Source organism: Halovibrio salipaludis (assembly GCF_002286965.1).
Classification (GTDB): domain Bacteria; phylum Pseudomonadota; class Gammaproteobacteria; order Pseudomonadales; family Oleiphilaceae; genus Halospina; species Halospina salipaludis.
Window position 1 is genome coordinate 1 of the sequence record NZ_NSKD01000003.1, and the last position, 19789, is coordinate 19789.

The window sequence follows — 19789 nt, forward strand, 5'->3', positions numbered from 1 at the left end:
GGGGAGTGGGACCTGGTCTGTCTGGCGCTGAATCTCCGGCGTATGAGTTCCCGGATGAGCCTGGCGTAGGCCGGATGAGGGAACGCTGGTGTGGCCCCAGCTCAGGGGCCTATTAGCTGACAAGCTCAGCGCACCCGGCTAAAAATCGGTGTCTTAACCCAACCGACGTTGCTCGAAGCAATTCCGGCTGGACGCTGCCCCGTTCCGACAAAAACGGGGCTCAAAACCTTCTACCGCGCAGACTCCTAGCCCCAACCCCGTGAAAGAGAGGCCAATGGCAGCGATCATGGCCAGATTGGTCCATCCGCGCGGCCAAGGACGACCCAGCCAGGCAGCCAGCACGAGCACCAACGCGCCCGCCAGCGCCGCTCGGGATGCGGCGAAGACCAGCGGCGGAGCTCCCTCCAGTCCGACCTGAATGAGCGGGAAGCAGATCGCCCAGAGAAAGGCGACCAAGACCATCAACAGAGGGTCACGGACACCCATGGCTCAGACCACCCGACGCGCGCAAACCAGGCTTTCCTACGTCTGCCGGATGGCGGCCAGGCGTGGCACGAAACCCGGTACTTCAGCAGCATAGGTCCGCCAGGCAGTGCCAAACTCCTCCTCGGCCTCGCGCTCTTCATACCGTGCGAGCCGCACGTACATATAGCTCAGTACCGGAAACATGGCCAGGGTCAGAAGGGTCGGCCACTGCAGCAGAAACCCGAACATGACGAGTATGAAGCCGAGGTACTGAGGATGGCGCAGACGGGCGTATGGACCACTTGTGGCCAGCTCACCGCAGTGTTGGGCCGTGTAGAGTACCCGCCAGGCCGTCGCAATCAACGAAAAGCCGCCGAGGATAAAGACAAAGCTGAGCAGATGGAACGGCCCGAAGTGCGGGTTTGCTTCCCACCCCAGCAGCATCTCCAGCAGGTGGCCGGCATCGTGGGACAGCCAGTTGACGCCAGGATAGTTGCTCTGCAACCAACCGGAAGCCAGATAGATGGTCAGCGGAAAGCCATACATCTCGGTGAACAGCGCCACCAGAAACGCGGAAAACGCGCCGAAGCTGCGCCAGTCGCGCCTGGTCCTGGGCTTGAAGAAACTGAAGGCGAAGAATATGAAGATAAAGGAGTTCAGCAGTACCAACCCCCAGAGACCATAAGCCGTGCCAGCCTCATGCATGATCAATACTCCCTGTCTGAATCATTATGACGACCATGCCTACCATGGCCGCCATGCATGAAAAGGTGCATGAGCGGGCAGAGCACCAGAATCAGCACCCAGGGCAGAGCGCCTATAATGTGGGCTTGATGCTCTTCCCAGAGCAGGAATAAGGCAATTCCCAGAAACACTGCCAGCACTGGCCAGAAACGTGCCGCTGATGGTTTGACCTGGTCTTGCCCGTGCGGGCTCCCCTCGTGGTGGTGATGGTTCATGGCATCATTCCCATTCCAGTAAACTCGACACTTCCCCGATGACCATGGTGGGCCCTGAAGCTGGCGCCTGATTCCCCTGCCTCCGGCTTAATTGAAGGGGGACGGTCCGACATCCGCTTTAGCATCCCGTCTGGGGAACTCAGCGGCTGAACCAGCGATACAGCGGCACAAACAGGAGCGCCAGGTACCAGCCATACAGGTAGGCCTCAACCAAGCCGATGATAAAGCCGGACAGACTCAGCCATTCAAAGCCGGGTAACAACGGCGCCCACGCCTCGTACATGCGCATGGACTCCGGCGCTATCAGGCCGAAACCCACACAGAGCAGGTAACTGATGGCCAGCAGCAGTGATAGGCTGTTGCCCAGTGGACCAATCCGCAATCCAGTAGTTGCCTGTGGTTGGTTACTCATAATTAACCTCCTTTTCCGTGTTTGGTACGCTTAAACCTGAATAACCGGCGGCAGCCAAAGCCGCACCAGCAGACCGCCCGTGGAAGCTGTTTCGAAGCGCACGTCGCCGCCATAGCGACTCACGAGTTCGCGCACAATTGCCAGCCCCAGACCATGGCCCGGGGTCTGCTCGTCCAGCCGGAGACCACGGGTACCGAGTTCGGGCAGGTTTTCCGGCGCCACGCCCGGCCCATCATCAAGGACGGCCATTTCCAGCCAGTCGTTGGTCTCCGTGAGGCTGACCCGGACCGAGCGGTGCGCCCACTTGGCGGCATTGTCAAGCAGGTTGCCGAGGATCTCGTTGAAATCCTGCTCTTCAATCGGCCAACGCTGTTCCTCATTCAGGAGGGTATCCAGCTCGAACGCGCAGTCCGGATGCAGCCGGCCCAGCATCCAGATCAGGTCCCGCGCCTGCGGTACCGGAAGGGCGCTCTTGCCGGCCTGCGCGCCGGCATAGCGACTGCGCCTCAGCTCCGCCTCCAACTGATGAACCGTGCTTCCTAGCCTCTGGGCAAGCTGCTGGCGCGTTGGTGTATCCAGGGGGCGGTCCGAATCCTCAAGGATGTGCTGGACGGCGGTGATCGGTGTTCTCAGGCTGTGGGAGAGGTTCGCCAGGGCCTCGCGCGAGCGCTTGAGGCGCTGGTCCAGCGTCTCAAGCAACTGGTTGATCTGGGCCACCAGGGGCCGGAATTCTTCCGGTGGCGTGACATCGAGGCGTTCCCGTTGGCCCTGGTGGAGTTCCTCAAGGGCCTGACCGAGATGATCCACGGAGCGCAGCGACTGACGTATGGCAAACCAGATGGCCAGCACCAGCAGAAGCAGTAGAACCGCGAAGACGGCGGCGGTCCACCAATGTAAGGCCTGCCGACTCGCCTGCAGGGCGGACACATCCTCGGCAACCACGATAGTTGCCATACCCTGCTCCAGCGCAACCTGGCTCCGATAGCCCAGAAGCTGCCCCGACCGGCCATCCTGCGCCACGTCGTGGGTGATCAGGCCTGTCTCATCACGCTCAAGCATGGTGCGCAGCGCCGGGCGCCAGCGTTCCGGTTCCGCGGTTTCGCTGCCGCCCATCCGGATCGCAAAGGCATGGTGGAACACCTGCTCGAAGTAGGTCCCAGTGCTGATCACCGGTGATTCCCCATCGCCCTCACTGGCCCTGAGCTGGTGCTCCAGGAATCCCACCTCATCCCGCAGTCGCTGCCCAAGAAACTGATCCGTCATCCGCTGCAGCAACAGTTCGTGGACCACCCAAGCGGCCCCCATGAGCACCACCGCCGCCGGCAACAACAGACTGAGCAAACGGCCCCGGATCGAGCCGCGTGGATCAATCCGGCGCATGGAAGGCATAGCCCTGGCCCCGCCGGGTTACAATGGTGTCCTGCCCGACCCGCTTGCGCAGGCGGCGGATGTAGGCCTCGATGGCGTTTTCCGAGGGGCTGTGGTCCAGGCTGTAGACCTGCTCCAGCAGCTGGTCCTTGGAGAAGATCTGGCCCGGGCGACTCATCAGGCACCGCAGCAGGCGGAATTCCGTACCGGTCAGGGTATGGGTCTCGCCATCGGGGGCGGTCAGCGACTGGCGGTATTCATCCAGAGCGAAGCCACCCACAACCAGACGCGAGTCCACCCGCCCTTCGCTGCGGCGGATCAGGGCGTGCAGGCGCGCCACCAGCTCCTCCACCTGGAATGGCTTGGCAAGGTAATCGTCGGCACCGGCTTTCAGGCCGCTGACCTTGTCCTGCCATTCATCCCGTGCCGTCAGGATCATTACCGGCCAGGCAACGCCCTGCCGGCGCCAGTCCCGCAGCAGTTCCAGGCCATTGCCGTCCGGCAGCCCCAGGTCCAGGACCACCACGCGGTAATCCTCCCGGGCCGCCAGGTGCCGGGCGCCGCTGGCAGTACCAATGGCGTCCACGGAAAAGCCCGCCGCCTCGAGCTGGCGGCTCAGGCTGTCACACAGCAGTGCATCGTCCTCGACCAATAGCAGTCGCATGGGCTATCCCTCAGAACCACCAGCGGACCCCGGCCACAACCGCTGAATTTTCGGTGTCTTCCCCTTCAGCGCGGGTCAGGTCGGCGGTATCTCCATAATCCTTCTGCCAACGTACACCCACATAGGGTGCGATCTCACGCCGAAACTCGTAGCGTAGCCGCAGGCCGAGGGTCAGGCCGTTAATGCCCTCACCCACCCCGAATTCGGGCACCTCGGAAAACGCATAGCTGGTCTCGCCACGACCCTGAAGGATCAGCCGCTGGGTGAACAACCAGTCGTACTCGCCCTCGAATTCAGCGACCGTATCACCATCCTCGCTCACGCGCAGGTTGGCATCCACCTCAAACCAGTAGGGGGCCAGCCCCTGCACACCGACCAGCGCCGAGGCCCTGTCACGATCCGGGCCGGGACCGAAGGTGGTCTGGTAGCCCAGTCCCGCCTTGGCATCCCAGTAGGCACCGATACGATTGGCGTACTGGACGTCGAGGCTCTCCACCTCGCCGCCATCACCATCCCCGAGCTCGGCTTCGCCTTCAGACTGAACCAGCAGTCGGTGCCGATCCGTTCCGAACCAGGCGCTGCCTTCCCAGGCAAAGGCTTCCTCATCCTCATAATCCTGGTATTCAAACCGATCCATAAGAAGCTGGGCGTAAGGCTCATCGTCGTGCACGGGCAGGTCCCAGCCCGATTCGGCGAAGGGTCCCGTTCCCTGTGCCACAAGGCCGGAACTGGCCAACGCAGTACCCAATGCGACGCTCAGCCCAGCAACCTGTTTCGCAGTCATGCGCATCATTGTATTCCTCGCTGTTTCCCGACTCATTGCACCGATACCACGCGGAACATGCCCGCCTTCATGTGATAGAGCAGGTGGCAGTGAAACGCCCAGTCGCCCTGATGCTCGGGCGTGATCTGCGCGGAGATCATTTCCCCTGGCTTGACCAGCAGGGTGTGCTTGCGGGGCCGGTAGCCGTCGTTACCGGTTTCCAGTTCCATCCACATGCCATGGAGGTGGATCGGGTGATCCATCATGGTGTCGTTGACCAGGATCAGCCGCAGCCGCTCGCCATGACGGAACTCGACAGGGCCATCCACCTCCGAGAATTTCTGGCCGTCAAAGGACCACATGTAGCGCTCCATATTCCCGGTCAGATGCAGCTCTACATCACGTTGGGGTTCGCGTTCATCCGGCCATGCATGCAGGCCCCGAAGCTGAGCGTAGGTCAGGACCCGGTGATCCACGTGTTCGAGGCCCACGCCGGGGTCATCGAGTCTCGGCCTCGGGTTCATCGCCACCATGGCGGCGCCTGCGCCGTGATTGTCCGGACCGTGCGAGATCTGGCGGTTCGCCACCGGGGGGTTATCCCCATCTCCCTGCATCGCCCCGTCCATGCTGCCACCGCCATCGTGCATGCCGTTCATCCCCTCCATGGAACCATGGTCCATGCCACCATCACTGCCATGACCCGCCATGCCCATGGCTGCCATGCCGCGCTCGGTGCGCGGATAGAGTTCCGGCACGGACGCTTCCATACCTTCACGCACGGCCAGGGTGCCACGGGTGAAGCCGGAGCGGTCCTGGGACTGGGCAAACAGGGTGTAGGCCTCGTCCTGTGGCTCCACGATGACATCGTAGGTCTCGGCCACCCCGATGCGGAACTCATCGGTCTCAACCGGCTCAACCTTCTGACCGTCGGCCTCGACCACGGTCATCGCCAGCCCCGGAATGCGAACATCGAAGATGGACATGGCCGAAGCATTGATCACGCGCAGACGTACTTTTTCGCCCGGCTCAAAAAGACCAGTCCAGTTGTCATCGGGCGACATGCCATTCATCAGGTAGGTGTACTCGGCACCGGTCACATCAAGAATGTCCCTGGGGGTCATGCGCATGCGACCCCACATGCCGGCCTTCTCCCAGGCGGCACTCCAGCCCATGCTGGCAACATCCTCGAAAAAGTCAGAAACCGTGCGTTTGTTGTAGTTGTAATACCCCTCGGCCACCTTGAGGTTACGCATGACCTCGGCTGGATCATTGAAGGTCCAGTCGGAAAGAACGATCGCGTATTCACGGTCATACTCGAACGGCTCGGGCTCCGCCGGATCCACGATCAGCGGGCCGTAATGACCCAGCTGTTCCTGGAGACCGGAATGGCTGTGGTACCAGTAGGTCCCACTCTGGCGCACTGGATAGCGGTATTCGAAGGTTTCTCCCGGCGCAATCCCAGGGAAACTGACGCCCGGAACACCGTCCATTTCAAACGGCAGAAGGATGCCGTGCCAGTGAATGGATGTGGGCTCATCAAGCTTGTTGGTCACCCGAAGCACGGCTTCACGGCCCTCGCGAAGGCGGATCAACGGGGCGGGCAGTGAGCCATTGATCGTGATCGGCTGGTTACTCGCGCGCCCATCGATCGTCAGGGGCGTCCGGTCAATGGTCAGTTCGTAGATGTCCGAGTTGCCCTCGGTCCTGCGGGTGAGTTGCTGGTTACCGGTCATGCCGAAGGCATAGCCGGGCAGCAGGGTGCCGAGCCCGACCATCAGGCCCATGGAAGACCCGGCCCTGATTATGTCCCGGCGCGAAAGTGAGCGCCGGCCGCTATGATGATTGTTCATATTCAAACTTCCTCACTCGCCTTATTCTGATCCAGGCTGACGATACTCGAGTGGGGAGCATTGCACACAAAGCTGACACAGAACTGACGCAGCCGCTCGATTATTGTCAGTGTCAGTTCAGTTTCATCCATTAAAGTCTTTGACATACATGGGCCGCGACGGAAAACCCACAACGGCGGGTTCTTCCGTTTTCTAGTTTTCACATCGCAGACTGGACCAGGACAGAAGGTATGAGTTCGAATCACGCCGGACACGCAGGCCATATGCCTTCCAGTGGCTTCGGCATGGCTGTTTCAGCCTGGCTCACTGGCATCTATTTCGTCATTGAAATGGGCATTGGGCTATGGACCGGTTCCATTGCCGTCATTTCGGACGCCTTCCATACCTTTTCCGCTGTGGGTGGTGTACTGGTGGCTATTCTGGCCGCGCGCCTGGCGCGCCGTCCGGCTGACGAGGACCGGAGTTTCGGGTGGTACCGCGCGGAGATCATCGGAGCACTGGTCAACGGCGGCTTCCTGCTGGGCATGGCCCTGATCGTGATCGTCATGGGGGCGTTCCGCCTGGCCGAACCCATTGAGTTGCCGCCAGGCCCCATGCTCTGGGCAGCTGCGGGTGGTCTGGTCACCGAGTTCATCTCACTGGGCCTGATCTGGAAACAGAGCCGCACCGACCTGAACGTCAAGGGCGCACTCTGGCATATCATTCAGACTTTCGTGGGCAGCCTGATCATCATCGTTGCGGCTCTGGTCATTCACTTCACCGGTTTCCTGCTGATTGATCCCATTCTGGGCATGGGCTTCGGGTTTATCCTGCTCTGGGCCAGCTGGGGCATTCTCCGTGACGCCATGCACCTGCTCATGGAAGGTACCCCCACGGATATCAGCCTCACCGAAGTGGTTCGCGCACTGGAGGAGCTGGATGGCGTAGCCAACGCCCATCATGCGCATGCGTGGGCGCTGACCAGCGGGCGTTACGTATTTTCGAGCCACTTGCGAACCAGCAAGGAGGCAGATCCACAAGCAGTGCTCAAGGAAGCCCACGACATGCTTAAGACCCAGTTCGGATTCTTTTTCGTTACACTTCAAGTGGAAAACATATGCCTGGATGAGTCAGGCGCCGAGGCTATTGATGTAACCCGCACCAGCAATCATGGGCACCACTGATGCGGACTCTGCTCCTTCTCACCCTGATTACCTTTTCCGAGGCAACCATCGGGGTCTTCGTGAAACTCACCGATGGAAGGATTCCCATCCAGACGCTGAACTTCTATGCCCTGGCTTTTGCCGCCGTTTTCCTGATGCTCGCCATGCCCCTGGCGAGCAAAAACCGTCTGCGTTTTCCCAAAAACAACCTGAAAGACACGGCCATTATCGGACTGCTGATCGCGCTTCAGATCAGTGCCTTCAATTTCGCCATGACGGTTGCCCCCATCGCCAATGTGGTCATCTTCTGGAGCATAGCGCCGTTTTTCACCTTCATCTTCTCCTGGCTATTTATCGGCGAGAAGGCGCGCCTGAACTATGTTCTCATATTCGCGCTGGCGATCACGGCCATAGTGATCGCAAAACCCTTGGAAGGAGGATCCATGCTGGGTAACCTCGTGGCGCTGGCCGACGGTGCGGTCTACGCGGCCATGGTCACCTATATGCGCCATGAGGGGAAAACAGAGACGGGCAACGATATCGCCTGGTCCATGCTGGCCGCCGCGATCTTTCTCTCGCCCTTCCCCTTTGTCTTCGGCGCCGGTGATCCAACAGGCATGATCCATTACGAAGCGTTGGGCATGGAGCTGCCGGTCATGCTCTGGGCCCTGTGTCTGGGCGTGGTCTCCACCGGCTTCGCCTATTTCGGTATCTCAATCGTGCTGAAAACCCTGAATGCCAATGTGTACGCCCTGGTGGACATCATCGTCTCGCCCGTGGTGGCATCTACCCTGGGCTACCTGATCTTCGGTGAGATCCCTGCCGCGAGCATGATCTACGGCGGTGCTTTGCTATTGGGCTCAGGATTCTGGCTGACCCGGGAAATGTCCCGGGATACAGGCAAGCGAGCCGTGCATCCATGTCAGTGCGAGTAAGCAGCCGCTTTTATGGGCCCACTGGTTCAAACCGGAATACTGAGATTCCCGACAGTATGACCAATTCCCACGCAGATCGACTCAACCGTGAATGCCACTGCATCACTCTTGACCAGAAAGCCCTCGAACAAAGCTTTCAGGACCAATTCCGGGACACAGACGATGAATCGCCAGTGATCCCCGAGCTCCATCATCTATTTTCAAATACAGCCGTGTTCATCCCAGAAGCTGACGTTTCGACGATGGAGCGAACCGTTCAGGCAATCGAGTCGGCCACCCAACTTCCCGCGTATCAGGAACACGCCCTGTCCTGGGCACCGGCCATCGCACATTTCGACCCGGGCCCAATAGGGGCGTTAATGGGCTATGACTTTCACCTTGGCCCCAACGGCCCGCAGCTGATCGAGATCAATACCAATGCCGGCGGCGCTTTTCTGAACGCTGAACTTGCCCGGGCCCAGCATCAATGCTGCACCCCGGCTCAGCAGAACCCTTCGAGCCATCAACGGCTCGAAGGATTCCAGGACGCGGTGTTCGCCATGTTCGAACACGAATGGCAAAAGCAGCGCGGCGATTCGACAACACCCCGCCGCCTGGCCATTGTGGATGACGCCCCTCAGAACCAGTTTATGTTCCCCGAGTTCCGGATCGCTCAGAGACTACTGTCGGCTCGGGGACTTGAGACCCTGATCGTCGACCCCTCCGAACTTGAGTATGCCAATGGCAAACTGACGGGGGGCGGCAAATCCATTGACATGGTTTACAACCGGTTGGTGGATTTCGCACTGGAAACCCCACCCCATGCAACGTTGAGGCGTGCGTATCTCGACGGTGCGGCAGTAGTTACTCCCAATCCACGGGTGCACGCCCTACTCGCCAACAAACGAAACCTGACCCTGCTGTCAGCCTCGCAAACTCTGCGCGACTGGGGATTGAATGAGGCGGACGTGGAATATCTGGAGCGGGCGGTGCCAAAGACTCGAATGGTCTCGCGAGAAGATGCGACTGAGTTATGGGGTGCTCGACGCGAACTGTTCTTTAAACCCGTTGCCGGGCACGGCAGCAAAGGCGTCTACCGGGGTAGCAAAATCACTCGACGTGTTTTTGAAAGCATTCTTGAGGACGATTACATCGCGCAGCAGCTCGTTCCCGCCGGAGAACGAAGTATCAGAATTGACGATGCAGTAACGACCAGAAAGGTCGACATTCGCCTGTACACCTATGCTGGGAAACGGCTACTTACTGCCGCGCGCCTCTACAAAGGACAGACAACCAACTTTCGTACGCCAGGAGGTGGATTCGCACCCGTCTTTCCGGTGTGAGTACGAAGCAGAAATCCGCAGGGTAGTTGTTAACGAATCTGTCGAGACACCAACCAGACAATCAACGGCGGCAGAATGACCCACTGCAAAAGCGGCAGCAGTCCGGTTCCGATAACCGGAAGTACCGGCATTTGTTCTGCGTAGGCCCAACGCCCGGCAACTACTGTCGCGTGCCATTCAAGGATTATGGTGATCACCACTGCAAACGCCGAGAAGTTGACGACTTGCCAGGGCGAGGGGTGGGTAACCCAACGGCGGCTCCTCGACATGAGAGCGACCCACCAGAAGCTGGCCAGGGCGATCAGCGCATCCCCGACCGTAGCTCGGGAACAGAAAAGAATGGCATCCCAGTGAGCGGCCTGGGGCATAGCCCGGTAGAATGGAACCTGCAGAAATTCCCATGGGTAATTGAGCAGGAAGGCGAACAGGATAATATTTAACTCGGGAGAATAGAGCCACCCACGCCATTTCAGCATATATCGGAACTCCAGGATCCTGTTTCCGGGGATTCAGGGTCTAGTGAATCCCTGCTGTCAGTGACAACTCCATGGCGTGCGTTCCTTATTTTCCCGGATATTGTCATCACTGAAGCGATACCAGCTCTCCTTGAAGCGCGTCCACCTACCCTGGGCAATGTCGGCCCCATGCTTGCGTATAACCGCTTCAATGTCCTCTATGTTCACCTTTCCCGCATCATAGGCGACATTCAGGATGGACTTATCCTCATTCAGCGACACCATATCGACCCCTGTAATCTGGTCGATTGCCTGTCCGATAACCTCCGTTCTTTCATGATCCAGATTGTCCAGCTTGAGGTGTCGGGTAACAAAGCAGCATTCGTTGATGATAGCCCGGTGGGGTTTAGCCATATCACAGCCTCCTGTTGACCCGCCGAGCCACCATTAAGCAACTTGGCGATTTGGGGACTTCCCGTTTCCATCATAATTGCACACCAACCTGAATCAGGGCTGACAATTGCAACACTGGGAAATCAGCTCTGATTCAGTTTCCGGAGTTACAATAGACTGAGCACAAATCCGTTAAACCAGACAAAGACGGACAGACCATGACTGAACAGGACGATCGAACCCCCCAATACGCCTCAGGCAGCCTGACCCTGACCGGTGCCGTGATGCTCGGCACCGGCGTCATGATCGGTGCCGGCATCTTTGCCCTCACGGGCCAGATGGCGGAAATGACCGGCGCCCTTTTTCCCCTTGCTTTCCTGTCCGCCGCACTGATTGTCGCATTCAGTGCCTACTCGTATGTACGCATGTCCAATGCCTACCCTTCGGCGGGCGGTATCGGCATGTACCTGCACAAGGCCTACGGGAGCACCCTGCCAACGGCGTTCAACGCCCTGCTGATGTACTTCTCCATGGTGATCGCCCAGAGCTTCCTAGCCCGGACCTTCGGCAACTACACGCTGCAGCTTTTCGGGGTGGAGGATGGCGCCATCCTGGTCCCGGTTCTGGGTGTGGCGCTACTGCTCACCGCCTTTCTCATCAACCTGTCGGGCAACCAGTTGATTCAGGGCACAGCCTCGTTGATCGGCATCATCAAGCTGGGCGGGATCATCGTGTTCGGGTTCGTGGGGATCTGGGTGGCCGATTCGATCGCGGCCGACTTCACCCGTTCGGAGCCAGAGCCAACACTGGCCGGCTTCCTCGGCGCCACTGCCCTCGGCATCCTGGCGTTCAAGGGCTTCACCACCATCACCAACAGCGGCTCCGAGATCCGGGACCCCCACCGCAACGTGGGGCGAGCCATCGTGATCTCCATCGCCGCCTGCGTGGTGATCTACACCGTGGTCGGCTTTGCCGTGGCCAGCAATCTCTCCATCCCGGCCATCATCGAGACCCGCGACTACTCCCTGGCGGCCGCGGCCCGTCCGGCGCTGGGGGACTACGGCGTCTGGTTCACGGCCGTTCTCGCCATGACCGCCACTGCCGGCGGCATCATCGCCAGTATCTTCGCCGTGTCACGCATGCTGGCCATGCTCACGGAAATGAAGCTTGTACCGCACAGCCATTTCGGCATGCCGGGGGACATCCAGAAGCATACCCTGGTCTACACCGTGGTCCTGGGCCTGATCCTGACTGCCTTCTTTGACCTGAGCCGGATCGCGGCACTGGGCATCATCTTCTACCTGATCATGGACATTGCGATCCATTGGGGCGTGTTCCGTTACCTGCGCCATGAAGTTGCCGCAAGGCCCGGGATCCTGCTCACGGCCATTGTGCTGGATGGGCTGGTGCTGGCCGGTTTCCTCTGGGTCAAGCTGTTTTCGGACCCACTGGTCGTGGGTGTTGCGGGACTGGCGATGGCCGCGATACTGGTGTCGGAGAGCCTGTTCCTGGGCCATCAGTCACCGGATGCGCCAACGCACGGCGACCATGAGCATCATCACCACTGAGCCATTCACTCAAACAGAACAGAGGGATTATTCCATGAACCGATTCCGTTCCTTGAGCATTGCAGCTTTTTTTGTTGCTGCAACACCCATCGGGGCACCGGTGATTGCCGCTGAATCCGAAGCCAATGGGAGTAAGCCCGTGATAACGGTCTATAAAAGCCCCAGTTGCGGCTGCTGCGATGACTGGGTCGACCACATCGAGAACAACGGCTTCAAGGCCCGGGTCGAGGACACAAACCGCATCAATGCCATCAAGCAGGAAAACGGTCTGCCCCGGGAAATGGCCTCCTGTCACACCGCCCTCATCGATGGTTATGTGATTGAAGGGCATGTGCCGGCGGAAGACATCCATGCTTTCCTGGATGCGGAAGAGCGCGCTTTTGGTGAGGACACACTCGGTCTTGCCGTACCCCGGATGCCCCACGGCAGTCCCGGCATGGAAACCGGCCGGCAGGACGATTACAAGGTGTTCGCCTTCACGGCGGATGGCGAGACCGACGTCTTCCAGAGCTATTCCTTCTGAAGACAGAAAGGCATCTACCCCGGATGTGTGCCAATATGGCAACATATCTTGACGCCCTCCGCCGTGTGTGCCATTCTGGCACCATCCAACCACAAGCTGGGTAGACAAGGGTTGGCAACGAACGAATGAGGTGTCGCCATGACAGCGGCAACTGAACGAGAGCAGGAAAAACGGCTGGTTGCCCGTGCCAGCGCCGAGATCCATCAACGGATCGCGGAGGCGGCGGAGTTGCAGGGATCGACGGTTTCCCAGTTCCTTCTGGATGCTGCACTGGAACGTGCCAGTGAGGTCAATGAACGGGCCACACGAATCAGCACGAGCCGCGAAGCCTTCGAGAACATGATGGTGGCACTGGACCAGCCAGCACGCCCCCTGCCCCGTCTGAGGCAGGCGGCACGGCGCTACAGGGAACAGGTGGATGCCTCGAATCAGGAAAGAACAACTGAGCAGGAACCACGATCGCGCGGATTTTGACTGCGGGGTTGAGGAACTCAACACCTTCCTACAGAAGACAGCGCGGCGACAGGACGAACGCCATCTTGTGCGAACGATGGTACTTGTCGATGCCGAGCAGCCTGAACAAATTCTTGCTTACTATTCAACCGCCCCCTGTGAGATTACGCCGCCGACTGGGGTACGGGCCTGGAAAAACTACCCGCACCCCGTCCCTTTCCTGCGGATGACGCGGCTTGCCTCGCACCTGAGCGTCCGGGGCCTGGGCTTCGGTGAGCTGGCGCTGCTCGCCGCAATTGAGGACGCCGCAACCATCTCCCGGGAATTCACCGCCATTGGCGGCCTGGTGGTGGACGCCAAGGACCAGCGTGCCGCCGGCTTTTACGAAAAGTACGGCTTCATAAGAGTCGAGGAAGACGCCCTCCAATTGTTCCTGCCGATCCAGGATTGCGTCTCCCTCATGGACGAGCCACACGAGCGCTAAACCGAATCCCCTTCAGGCAGATCCCGCCGGTGCCAGAGCCAGTACAGCACCGGGATAAGCAGCAGTGACACCAGCGGTGCCGTGATCATGCCGCCCACCATGGGCGCGGCGATGCGCTGCATGGCCTCGGAGCCGGGTTCGCCGCCGAGCAGCAGCGGCGTCAGGCCGAGTACCACGGTGGCGGAGGTCATGGCCTTGGGCCGGACCCGCATAACCGCGCCTTCCATGATCGCCTCCCGCAGCTGGTCCCTGTTTCCGGGGCTGCGCTGATCCACCGCGTCGCCGATATACATCATCATCACCACCGCGAACTCCGCCGCGAGCCCGATCAGCAGTATGAAACCGGCACCGACGGCCACGGAGAGGTCATAGCCAAGGCCGTAGACCAGCCACATGCCCCCGACGGCAGCAAACGGCAATGCGCCCATCAGCATCAGGGTCTCCGGAATGCGCTTGAAGCACAGGTACAGCAGCAGGAAGATCACCACCAGGGTGAACGGCACCATGTAGCTGAGCCGTTCCTGGGCCCGCTCCATGTACTCGTACTGGCCGGACCAGCCGATGGAGTACCCGGCGGGCAGGTCCACCTGCTCACGCACGGCCTCGCGCGCGGCGGCCACGTAGGAGCCCAGGTCCTGGCCACGCACGTCCACGATCACCCAGCCATTACGGCGGGCATTCTCCGAGCGGATCATGGCAGGGCCGTCCTCGATGCGCACATCGGCGAGGGCGCCTATCGGCACCTGGTCCCCCGAGGGCGTGACCAGTGGCAGCGATTCAATGTGCTCGACCGAATCCCGCCACGCTTCAGGGAAGCGCACATTGATGGGATAGCGCTCCAGACCCTCGACCGTCTCCCCGATGGAGACGCCGCCAATCGCCATCCGCACCGTCTCCTGCAGGTCCGCCACGGACATGCCATGGCGCGCCGCCTGCCGGCGGTCGATATCGATCTCCAGGTAGCGGCCCGAGACCGTCCGGTCCGCGCGCGCCGAGGCGGTACCGGGCAACCCTTCCAGCACCGTTTCGATCTCACGCCCGATGGACTGGATGGTATCCAGGTCTTCCCCGGCAATCTTCACACCCACGGGTGAGCGGATGCCGGTGGAGAGCATGTCGATGCGCGTCTTGATGGGCTCGACCCAGACGTTCGAGACACCCGGCAGGTCAACGATTCGATCGAGCTCCTCGATCAGGTCATCACGGGTCATCCCCTCGCGCCATTCGTCTTCCGGCTTGAAACGGACCAGGGTCTCGAACATACCCAGCGGTGCCGGGTCCGTGGCAGTCTGAGCACGACCGGCCTTGCCGAAGACCTGCTCCACCTCGGGCACCTCCCGGATCAGCCGGTTGGTCTGCTGCAGTACCTGCCGTGCCTTGCCCACTGAAACCCCCGGATCCAGGGTGGGCATATACATGAGGTCGCCTTCGTCGATATCCGGCATGAACTCCGTACCCACCTGTGAGCTCGGCCACAACGCCGTCATGCCCAACGCCAGGGCCAGCGCGAGCGTCGCCCAGGGGTGGCGCAGCAGTCCCGTAAGGACCGGCCGGTAGATCGCGATCAACAGCCGGCTTATCGGGTGGGCCGATTCGGGACGGATGCGCCCCCGCACCAGGTACCCCATCAGCACCGGGATCAGGGTAATGCCCAACCCCGCCGACGCGGCCATTGCATAGGTGCCGGTAAACGCCAGCGGATGGAACAGCCGCCCCTCCTGTCCCTCCAGTGCAAACAGCGGAATGAAGCTGACGGTGATGATCAGCAACGCGAAGAACAGGGGGCGGCCGGTCTCACGGGCGGCAATCAGGACCGAGTGCCAGTGCCCTTCGCCGGGGTGGTTTTTCTCCAGCCGTTTGTGCAGGTTCTCCACCATGACGATGGCCGCATCCACCATGGCCCCGATGGTGACGGCAATGCCGCCGAGGGACATGATATTGGCCGTTATGCCCTGCCAGCGCATGATGATCAGCGCCGCCAGGATGCCAATGGGCAGAGCCACGATGGCAACCAGTGCCGAACGCAGGTGCAGCAGGAAGACGGCGCAGACCAGGGCAATGATGAGGAATTCCTGCACCAGCTTGCTGGAGAGGTTGTCCACCGAGTCCTGGATCAGGCCGGAGCGGTCATAGGTCTCGACCACCTCCACCCCTTCGGGCAGGCCGGCCTTGAGCTCCTCGAGCCGTTCCTTGACGTTGGCAATGGTCTGCATGGCGTTCTCGCCATGGCGCATCACGATGAAACCGCCCACAACCTCGCCTTCGCCGTTGAGCTCGGCAATACCACGGCGCGGCGCCGGGCCCAGGCGGATTTCCGCGATGTCCTTCAGCATCAATGGCGTGCCGTCCCCGGAGAGACCCACCGGCACCAGCTTGAGCGACTCCAGGCCGGTCAGGTAGCCCTTCGAGCGAACCATGTATTCGGCCTCGGCCATCTCCACCACGGAACCGCCCGCTTCATCGTTGGCCCGCTGGATGGCGGTGCGCAGCTCACCCATGGTGATGCCGTGGGCACGCAGCTGATCCGGGTCCGGAACGACCTGGTACTGGCGTTCCATGCCCCCCAGCGTGGCCACCTCCGAGACACCATCCACGGATTGCAGCTCGAAGCGCAGGAACCAGTCCTGGAGCGAACGCAGCTCGGAAAGGTCATGGTTGCCGGTCCGGTCCACCAGCGCATACTGGTAGACCCAGCCCACGCCGGTGGCATCCGGCCCGAGCTGGGGCGTGACGCCATCCGGCATCCGGTCCCCGGCCTGGCTGAGCTGCTCCAGCACGCGCGAACGTGCCCAGTAAGGGTCCGTGCCCTCCTCGAACAGCACGTAAAGGAAAGAGTTGCCATACATGGAGATGCCCCGCACATCCCGTGCCCCGGGGACCGACATCAACGTGGTCGATAGCGGAAAGGTGACCTGGTCCTCCACCACCTGCGGCGCCTGGCCCGGATAGGGGGTCTGCACGATCACCTGGATGTCGGAGAGATCCGGTATGGCATCGAGCGGCATCTGGCGGGTTGACCAGATCCCGTACGCCACGAGGACCGCCGTCAGGACCAGGACCATGAGGCGGTTCTCGAGGGACCAGTGGATTATGCGGTCAATCATGGTCGTGCTCCTCGTGGCTGCTCATCCGGTCCAGCTCGGCAACAGAGGAAGACTCCGAATCAATCAGGAACTGGCTGGAGACCACCACGGATTCATGGGGCTCCACGCCTTCCCGGATTACCATGCGATCCCCGACACGGTTGCCGAGGCGGACTTCCCGTACCTGGAACTGCCCCTCTTCCTGGAGAACAACGAGGCGGTCCTGCCTGCCCGTACGGATCACGCTCTCGGCGGGTACATGCACGGCATCGCGGATGGTCTCGGTGTCGAGGGTCACCTGGGCGTACATGCCGGGACGAAGCTCGCCTTCCGGATTATCCAGGGTCAGGCGCGCCCTCTGGACACGGCTACCGGTCTCCAGCTCCGGATAGACAAAGTCCAGCTCCGCCTGCCGCTCCCAGTCCGGCCTGAAAGGGAGTGAGACACGGGCCGAGCGCCCCTCACGGAGCACGCGCATCTGCGGTTCAAAAACGTCAAGCATGACCCAGACCGAGGACAGATCCGCGATTACCATCAGTGTCTGGGCCGAGGTGACATGCATGCCCTCGGAGAAATTCAGTTCCCGGACCACTCCGTCCTGGCGAGCCCGTACCGGAACCAGCCTCATGATCGCGCCTTCACGGGCCACCTGGTTGATATCCGCATCGGCCATGCCCAGTGAGCGCAACCGCTGGCGGGCCGAGCCAACCCCTGAATCGCGCCTCACAGCCTGCAGCAGCTCTTCCTGGGCATTCTGCAGCCGGGGTGAATCGACGCGGAACAGGACCTGGCCTTCCTCGACCGCCTCACCGGTGGTCCGAACCCGCAGGTCCTCCACCCAGCCCTCGGCCCGGACGTGAACGTGCTCAAGCGCGGACTCGTTGTAATCAACAAAGCCCAGGGCGTCGATGCGAGTGGTGAGGTCCCCCTGCTCCACCATGGCAGTGCGCACGCCCAGGTTCTGGGTGACCTGTGGCTTGATGCGAACAGTGCCGGGGCTTTCCTCCATCCCGCTCGTACCTTCCCCTTCCTCATCGGCGTAGACCGGAATGTAATCCATCCCCATGCTGTCCTTGTCCGGGGTATCCGAGGTGATCGAGGAGTCCATGGGATGGCGGTAGTAGAGGATTTCTCCCTTACCGTCACCGCCGTCAGCTCCGGTGGAACCATGCATCCAGAGATAGGTGCCTCCACCACCGGCCGTAACACCGATCAGGAGCGCCAGAATAAAGAGCGATACTTTCATGGGGTGTCCTCCCCGAGCAGATACAGTAATTGGGCCCTGGCCTGCTTGAGCTCGGCGGTGAGGCGCAGTGATTCCAGGCGGGTTTCCAGCGCCAGCAGGCGGGATTCCATCAGGGCGGTGAAGTCGGTGGTGCCGGCGCTGTAGGCCTTTTCGGCGGCCTCGGCATTGGCGCTGGCCACTTCCAGGAGTCGGTCACGGTAACGGGCGTCGCGCTCACGGAGCTGCTCGAGGTCGGCCATGGCGGCGTTGACCTCACGCTCCAGTGCCAGCCGTATTTCGTCCCGTTCCCTGACGGCCGCATCACGCTCGGACTGGCGTGCGGCGAGCCGCCGGTCCTGACGATTACCGGTGAACAGGGGCAGGTCTACCGAGATCATGGCGCCCAGGCGATGGCGATTGGCCACGGCCGTATTCGTGCGCACCCCATAGCCAAGCTGGACGCTCCACTCGGGCTTGTACGCCTCTTCCGCCAACGCAACCGATTGGTCGCCCGCCCGCATCCGCGCGCGGCTCGCCGCCAGGCGCGGGTGATCCGTCAGGTCCTGATCCTTCCAGTCCGGCAGCTCCGGAAAGCCTCCTTCCGGCAGGGGCCGGTAGGCGGCGTCCCCGATCCAGCGCGCCAGCGAGGCCCGGGCACGATCATGACGTTGCCGGGCTTCCAGGATCCGGTCCTCCAGGCGTTCCATTTCCAGCTCCGCCCGCATCACGTCCTGTCGCGAGACCAGACCCGATGCCGAGCTGCGCTCGGTCATGGCCACCAGGTTCTCAAACAGTTCACGGCTGTCCTTCAGAACCCCCAATCGCTGATGCTCCAGCAACAACTGCAGATAGGCACTGCGCGCCTCGCGGATGACTTCCTTCTCCCGATTGCCGGCAAGGGCCTGTTGAGCACTGGCAAGCGCCTGCTGCTTCTGGCTGCGGTAGTGGCGCGTGCTTCCCCGTGGAAACGTCTGGCGCAGGCCCAGCTGCAGCTGGGTCATTTCATCCTCCTGGAAGCCGGGGCGATCCAGGGGAAACTGCATGATTTCGGTCATCAGTTGTGGATCCGGCAACGTGCCCGCGGCCACGGCCTCTTCCTCATGGCCGCGGGCTTCAAGCCGGAATCGTTCAATGCCCGGATCCCGGGCGGCGCGTTGCTCAACCTCCGTAAGAGTGAGCGGTTCGGCCAGGACATGACTGGCCATACCGATCAGCCCGAACAGAAGCCAGGCGCGGCCGATAGATCGTTCTTTCATGGTGTGGTACTCCTCCGAGCGTCAGATCCCCCCGCGTTTCAGCAGGATTGCGGGAGCGACGACAGATAACGGTTAACGCCGACACAGGGGTCCATGCAGAGGCGTCGTTATCGATTACGAGGAGTGGTTTCTGGGAGGGCGAACTTCGGAGTCCAGATCGGGCCGGGAGTGGTAAAAGGGGCGTCCCTGGATTGCAAGGGATACGGGGCCCTCATGAAGGGGAAGCGAAAAAAGCAGGGCACAGCCAACGCAACTGGCACAGTGATCAGCAGCACTGTCCATACCGGAGCAGTCGTCATCAACAGTGTTACCACCGAGCTCTGTCGGAAGGCCTGCGAGATCGTCTTCCATAAGCTGATGCCCATGGGAACCGTCATCCCCCCAATCAGCTACCATAGCCGCACCGGCAACCAACGGGGAAAGGACAACCACGAGAATCAGCAATATGGGCACGACTGCTTTAAAGGAA

At 61.0% G+C, this 19789-nt stretch carries 20 protein-coding genes; 7 read left to right on the forward strand and 13 right to left on the reverse strand.

Annotated elements, in window-relative coordinates:
- Positions 1–153: 153 nt before the first annotated feature.
- The 8 genes from CK501_RS17245 to CK501_RS07775 form a co-directional block, all read right to left on the reverse strand.
- A complete protein-coding gene (locus tag CK501_RS17245; RefSeq protein WP_095617178.1) occupies positions 154–486 on the reverse strand; it encodes an EamA family transporter in 333 nt (110 codons plus the stop codon).
- Between the two features lie 36 nt (positions 487–522).
- Complete coding sequence (locus CK501_RS07745; RefSeq protein ID WP_095617179.1) at positions 523–1170, reverse strand: methyltransferase family protein; 648 nt, start codon at positions 1168–1170, stop codon at positions 523–525.
- Positions 1171–1172: 2 nt separating this feature from the next.
- Positions 1173–1424 carry a DUF2933 domain-containing protein gene (locus tag CK501_RS07750; protein WP_095617180.1) on the reverse strand — a complete coding sequence of 84 codons (252 nt, stop codon included), beginning with the start codon at positions 1422–1424 and terminating at the stop codon, positions 1173–1175.
- Between the two features lie 139 nt (positions 1425–1563).
- Positions 1564–1836 carry a DUF5676 family membrane protein gene (locus CK501_RS07755; protein ID WP_095617181.1) on the reverse strand — a complete coding sequence of 91 codons (273 nt, stop codon included), beginning with the start codon at positions 1834–1836 and terminating at the stop codon, positions 1564–1566.
- A gap of 30 nt (positions 1837–1866) precedes the next feature.
- Positions 1867–3216 (reverse strand): sensor histidine kinase, encoded by a 1350-nt coding sequence (locus CK501_RS07760; RefSeq protein WP_198949435.1) that lies wholly within the window; start codon positions 3214–3216, stop codon positions 1867–1869.
- The gene (locus CK501_RS07765) at positions 3203–3868 is read right to left on the reverse strand and encodes a response regulator (RefSeq protein WP_095617183.1); all 666 of its coding nucleotides are present in this window, start codon (positions 3866–3868) and stop codon (positions 3203–3205) included. The genes CK501_RS07760 and CK501_RS07765 overlap by 14 nt, the downstream gene beginning before the upstream one ends.
- A 10-nt stretch (positions 3869–3878) precedes the next feature.
- Complete coding sequence (locus CK501_RS07770; protein ID WP_095617591.1) at positions 3879–4652, reverse strand: copper resistance protein B; 774 nt, start codon at positions 4650–4652, stop codon at positions 3879–3881.
- Positions 4653–4684: 32 nt separating this feature from the next.
- Entirely contained in the window at positions 4685–6481 is a 1797-nt protein-coding gene (locus tag CK501_RS07775; protein WP_095617184.1) for a copper resistance system multicopper oxidase, read from the reverse strand.
- 230 nt (positions 6482–6711) lie between these two features.
- Here CK501_RS07775 and CK501_RS07780 point away from each other — a divergent pair, with 230 nt between their 5' ends.
- Genes CK501_RS07780 through CK501_RS07790 form a run of 3 tightly spaced genes read left to right on the forward strand, consistent with a single transcriptional unit; the run spans position 6712 to position 9880 of the window.
- On the forward strand, positions 6712–7644 hold the full coding sequence (locus tag CK501_RS07780; RefSeq protein WP_095617185.1) for a cation diffusion facilitator family transporter: 933 nt from the start codon (positions 6712–6714) through the stop codon (positions 7642–7644).
- On the forward strand, positions 7644–8558 hold the full coding sequence (locus CK501_RS07785; protein ID WP_095617186.1) for a DMT family transporter: 915 nt from the start codon (positions 7644–7646) through the stop codon (positions 8556–8558). Before CK501_RS07780 ends, CK501_RS07785 begins: the two co-directional genes overlap by 1 nt.
- A gap of 56 nt (positions 8559–8614) precedes the next feature.
- On the forward strand, positions 8615–9880 hold the full coding sequence (locus CK501_RS07790; RefSeq protein WP_095617187.1) for an ATP-grasp domain-containing protein: 1266 nt from the start codon (positions 8615–8617) through the stop codon (positions 9878–9880).
- Positions 9881–9909: 29 nt separating this feature from the next.
- On the opposite strand, the gene CK501_RS07795 is transcribed toward CK501_RS07790, so the two are convergent.
- Both CK501_RS07795 and CK501_RS07800 read right to left on the reverse strand, forming a co-directional pair.
- Positions 9910–10356 (reverse strand): hypothetical protein, encoded by a 447-nt coding sequence (locus CK501_RS07795; RefSeq protein ID WP_095617188.1) that lies wholly within the window; start codon positions 10354–10356, stop codon positions 9910–9912.
- 57 nt (positions 10357–10413) lie between these two features.
- Positions 10414–10749 carry a hypothetical protein gene (locus tag CK501_RS07800; protein ID WP_095617189.1) on the reverse strand — a complete coding sequence of 112 codons (336 nt, stop codon included), beginning with the start codon at positions 10747–10749 and terminating at the stop codon, positions 10414–10416.
- 197 nt (positions 10750–10946) lie between these two features.
- Here CK501_RS07800 and CK501_RS07805 point away from each other — a divergent pair, with 197 nt between their 5' ends.
- The 4 genes from CK501_RS07805 (at position 10947) to CK501_RS07820 (ending at position 13756) form a co-directional block, all read left to right on the forward strand.
- A complete protein-coding gene (locus CK501_RS07805) occupies positions 10947–12296 on the forward strand; it encodes an APC family permease (RefSeq protein WP_095617190.1) in 1350 nt (449 codons plus the stop codon).
- Between the two features lie 34 nt (positions 12297–12330).
- Positions 12331–12819: a DUF411 domain-containing protein gene (locus CK501_RS07810; protein ID WP_095617191.1), complete on the forward strand. Its 489-nt coding sequence runs from the start codon at positions 12331–12333 to the stop codon at positions 12817–12819.
- Between the two features lie 138 nt (positions 12820–12957).
- Complete coding sequence (locus tag CK501_RS07815; RefSeq protein ID WP_095617192.1) at positions 12958–13293, forward strand: type II toxin-antitoxin system TacA family antitoxin; 336 nt, start codon at positions 12958–12960, stop codon at positions 13291–13293.
- A 76-nt stretch (positions 13294–13369) separates the two neighbouring features.
- Positions 13370–13756, forward strand: a complete 387-nt coding sequence (locus CK501_RS07820; RefSeq protein WP_233128884.1) for a GNAT family N-acetyltransferase — start codon at positions 13370–13372, stop codon at positions 13754–13756.
- Here the strand turns inward: CK501_RS07820 and CK501_RS07825 are convergent.
- The 3 genes from CK501_RS07825 to CK501_RS07835 are packed head-to-tail and all read right to left on the reverse strand — an operon-like array spanning position 13753 to position 19320.
- Positions 13753–16860 (reverse strand): efflux RND transporter permease subunit, encoded by a 3108-nt coding sequence (locus CK501_RS07825; RefSeq protein WP_095617194.1) that lies wholly within the window; start codon positions 16858–16860, stop codon positions 13753–13755. The two genes, CK501_RS07820 and CK501_RS07825, sit on opposite strands and share 4 nt — an antisense overlap.
- On the reverse strand, positions 16853–18085 hold the full coding sequence (locus CK501_RS07830) for an efflux RND transporter periplasmic adaptor subunit (protein ID WP_095617195.1): 1233 nt from the start codon (positions 18083–18085) through the stop codon (positions 16853–16855). The genes CK501_RS07825 and CK501_RS07830 overlap by 8 nt, the downstream gene beginning before the upstream one ends.
- On the reverse strand, positions 18082–19320 hold the full coding sequence (locus CK501_RS07835; protein WP_095617196.1) for a TolC family protein: 1239 nt from the start codon (positions 19318–19320) through the stop codon (positions 18082–18084). Before CK501_RS07835 ends, CK501_RS07830 begins: the two co-directional genes overlap by 4 nt.
- Between the last annotated feature and the right edge of the window lie 469 nt (positions 19321–19789).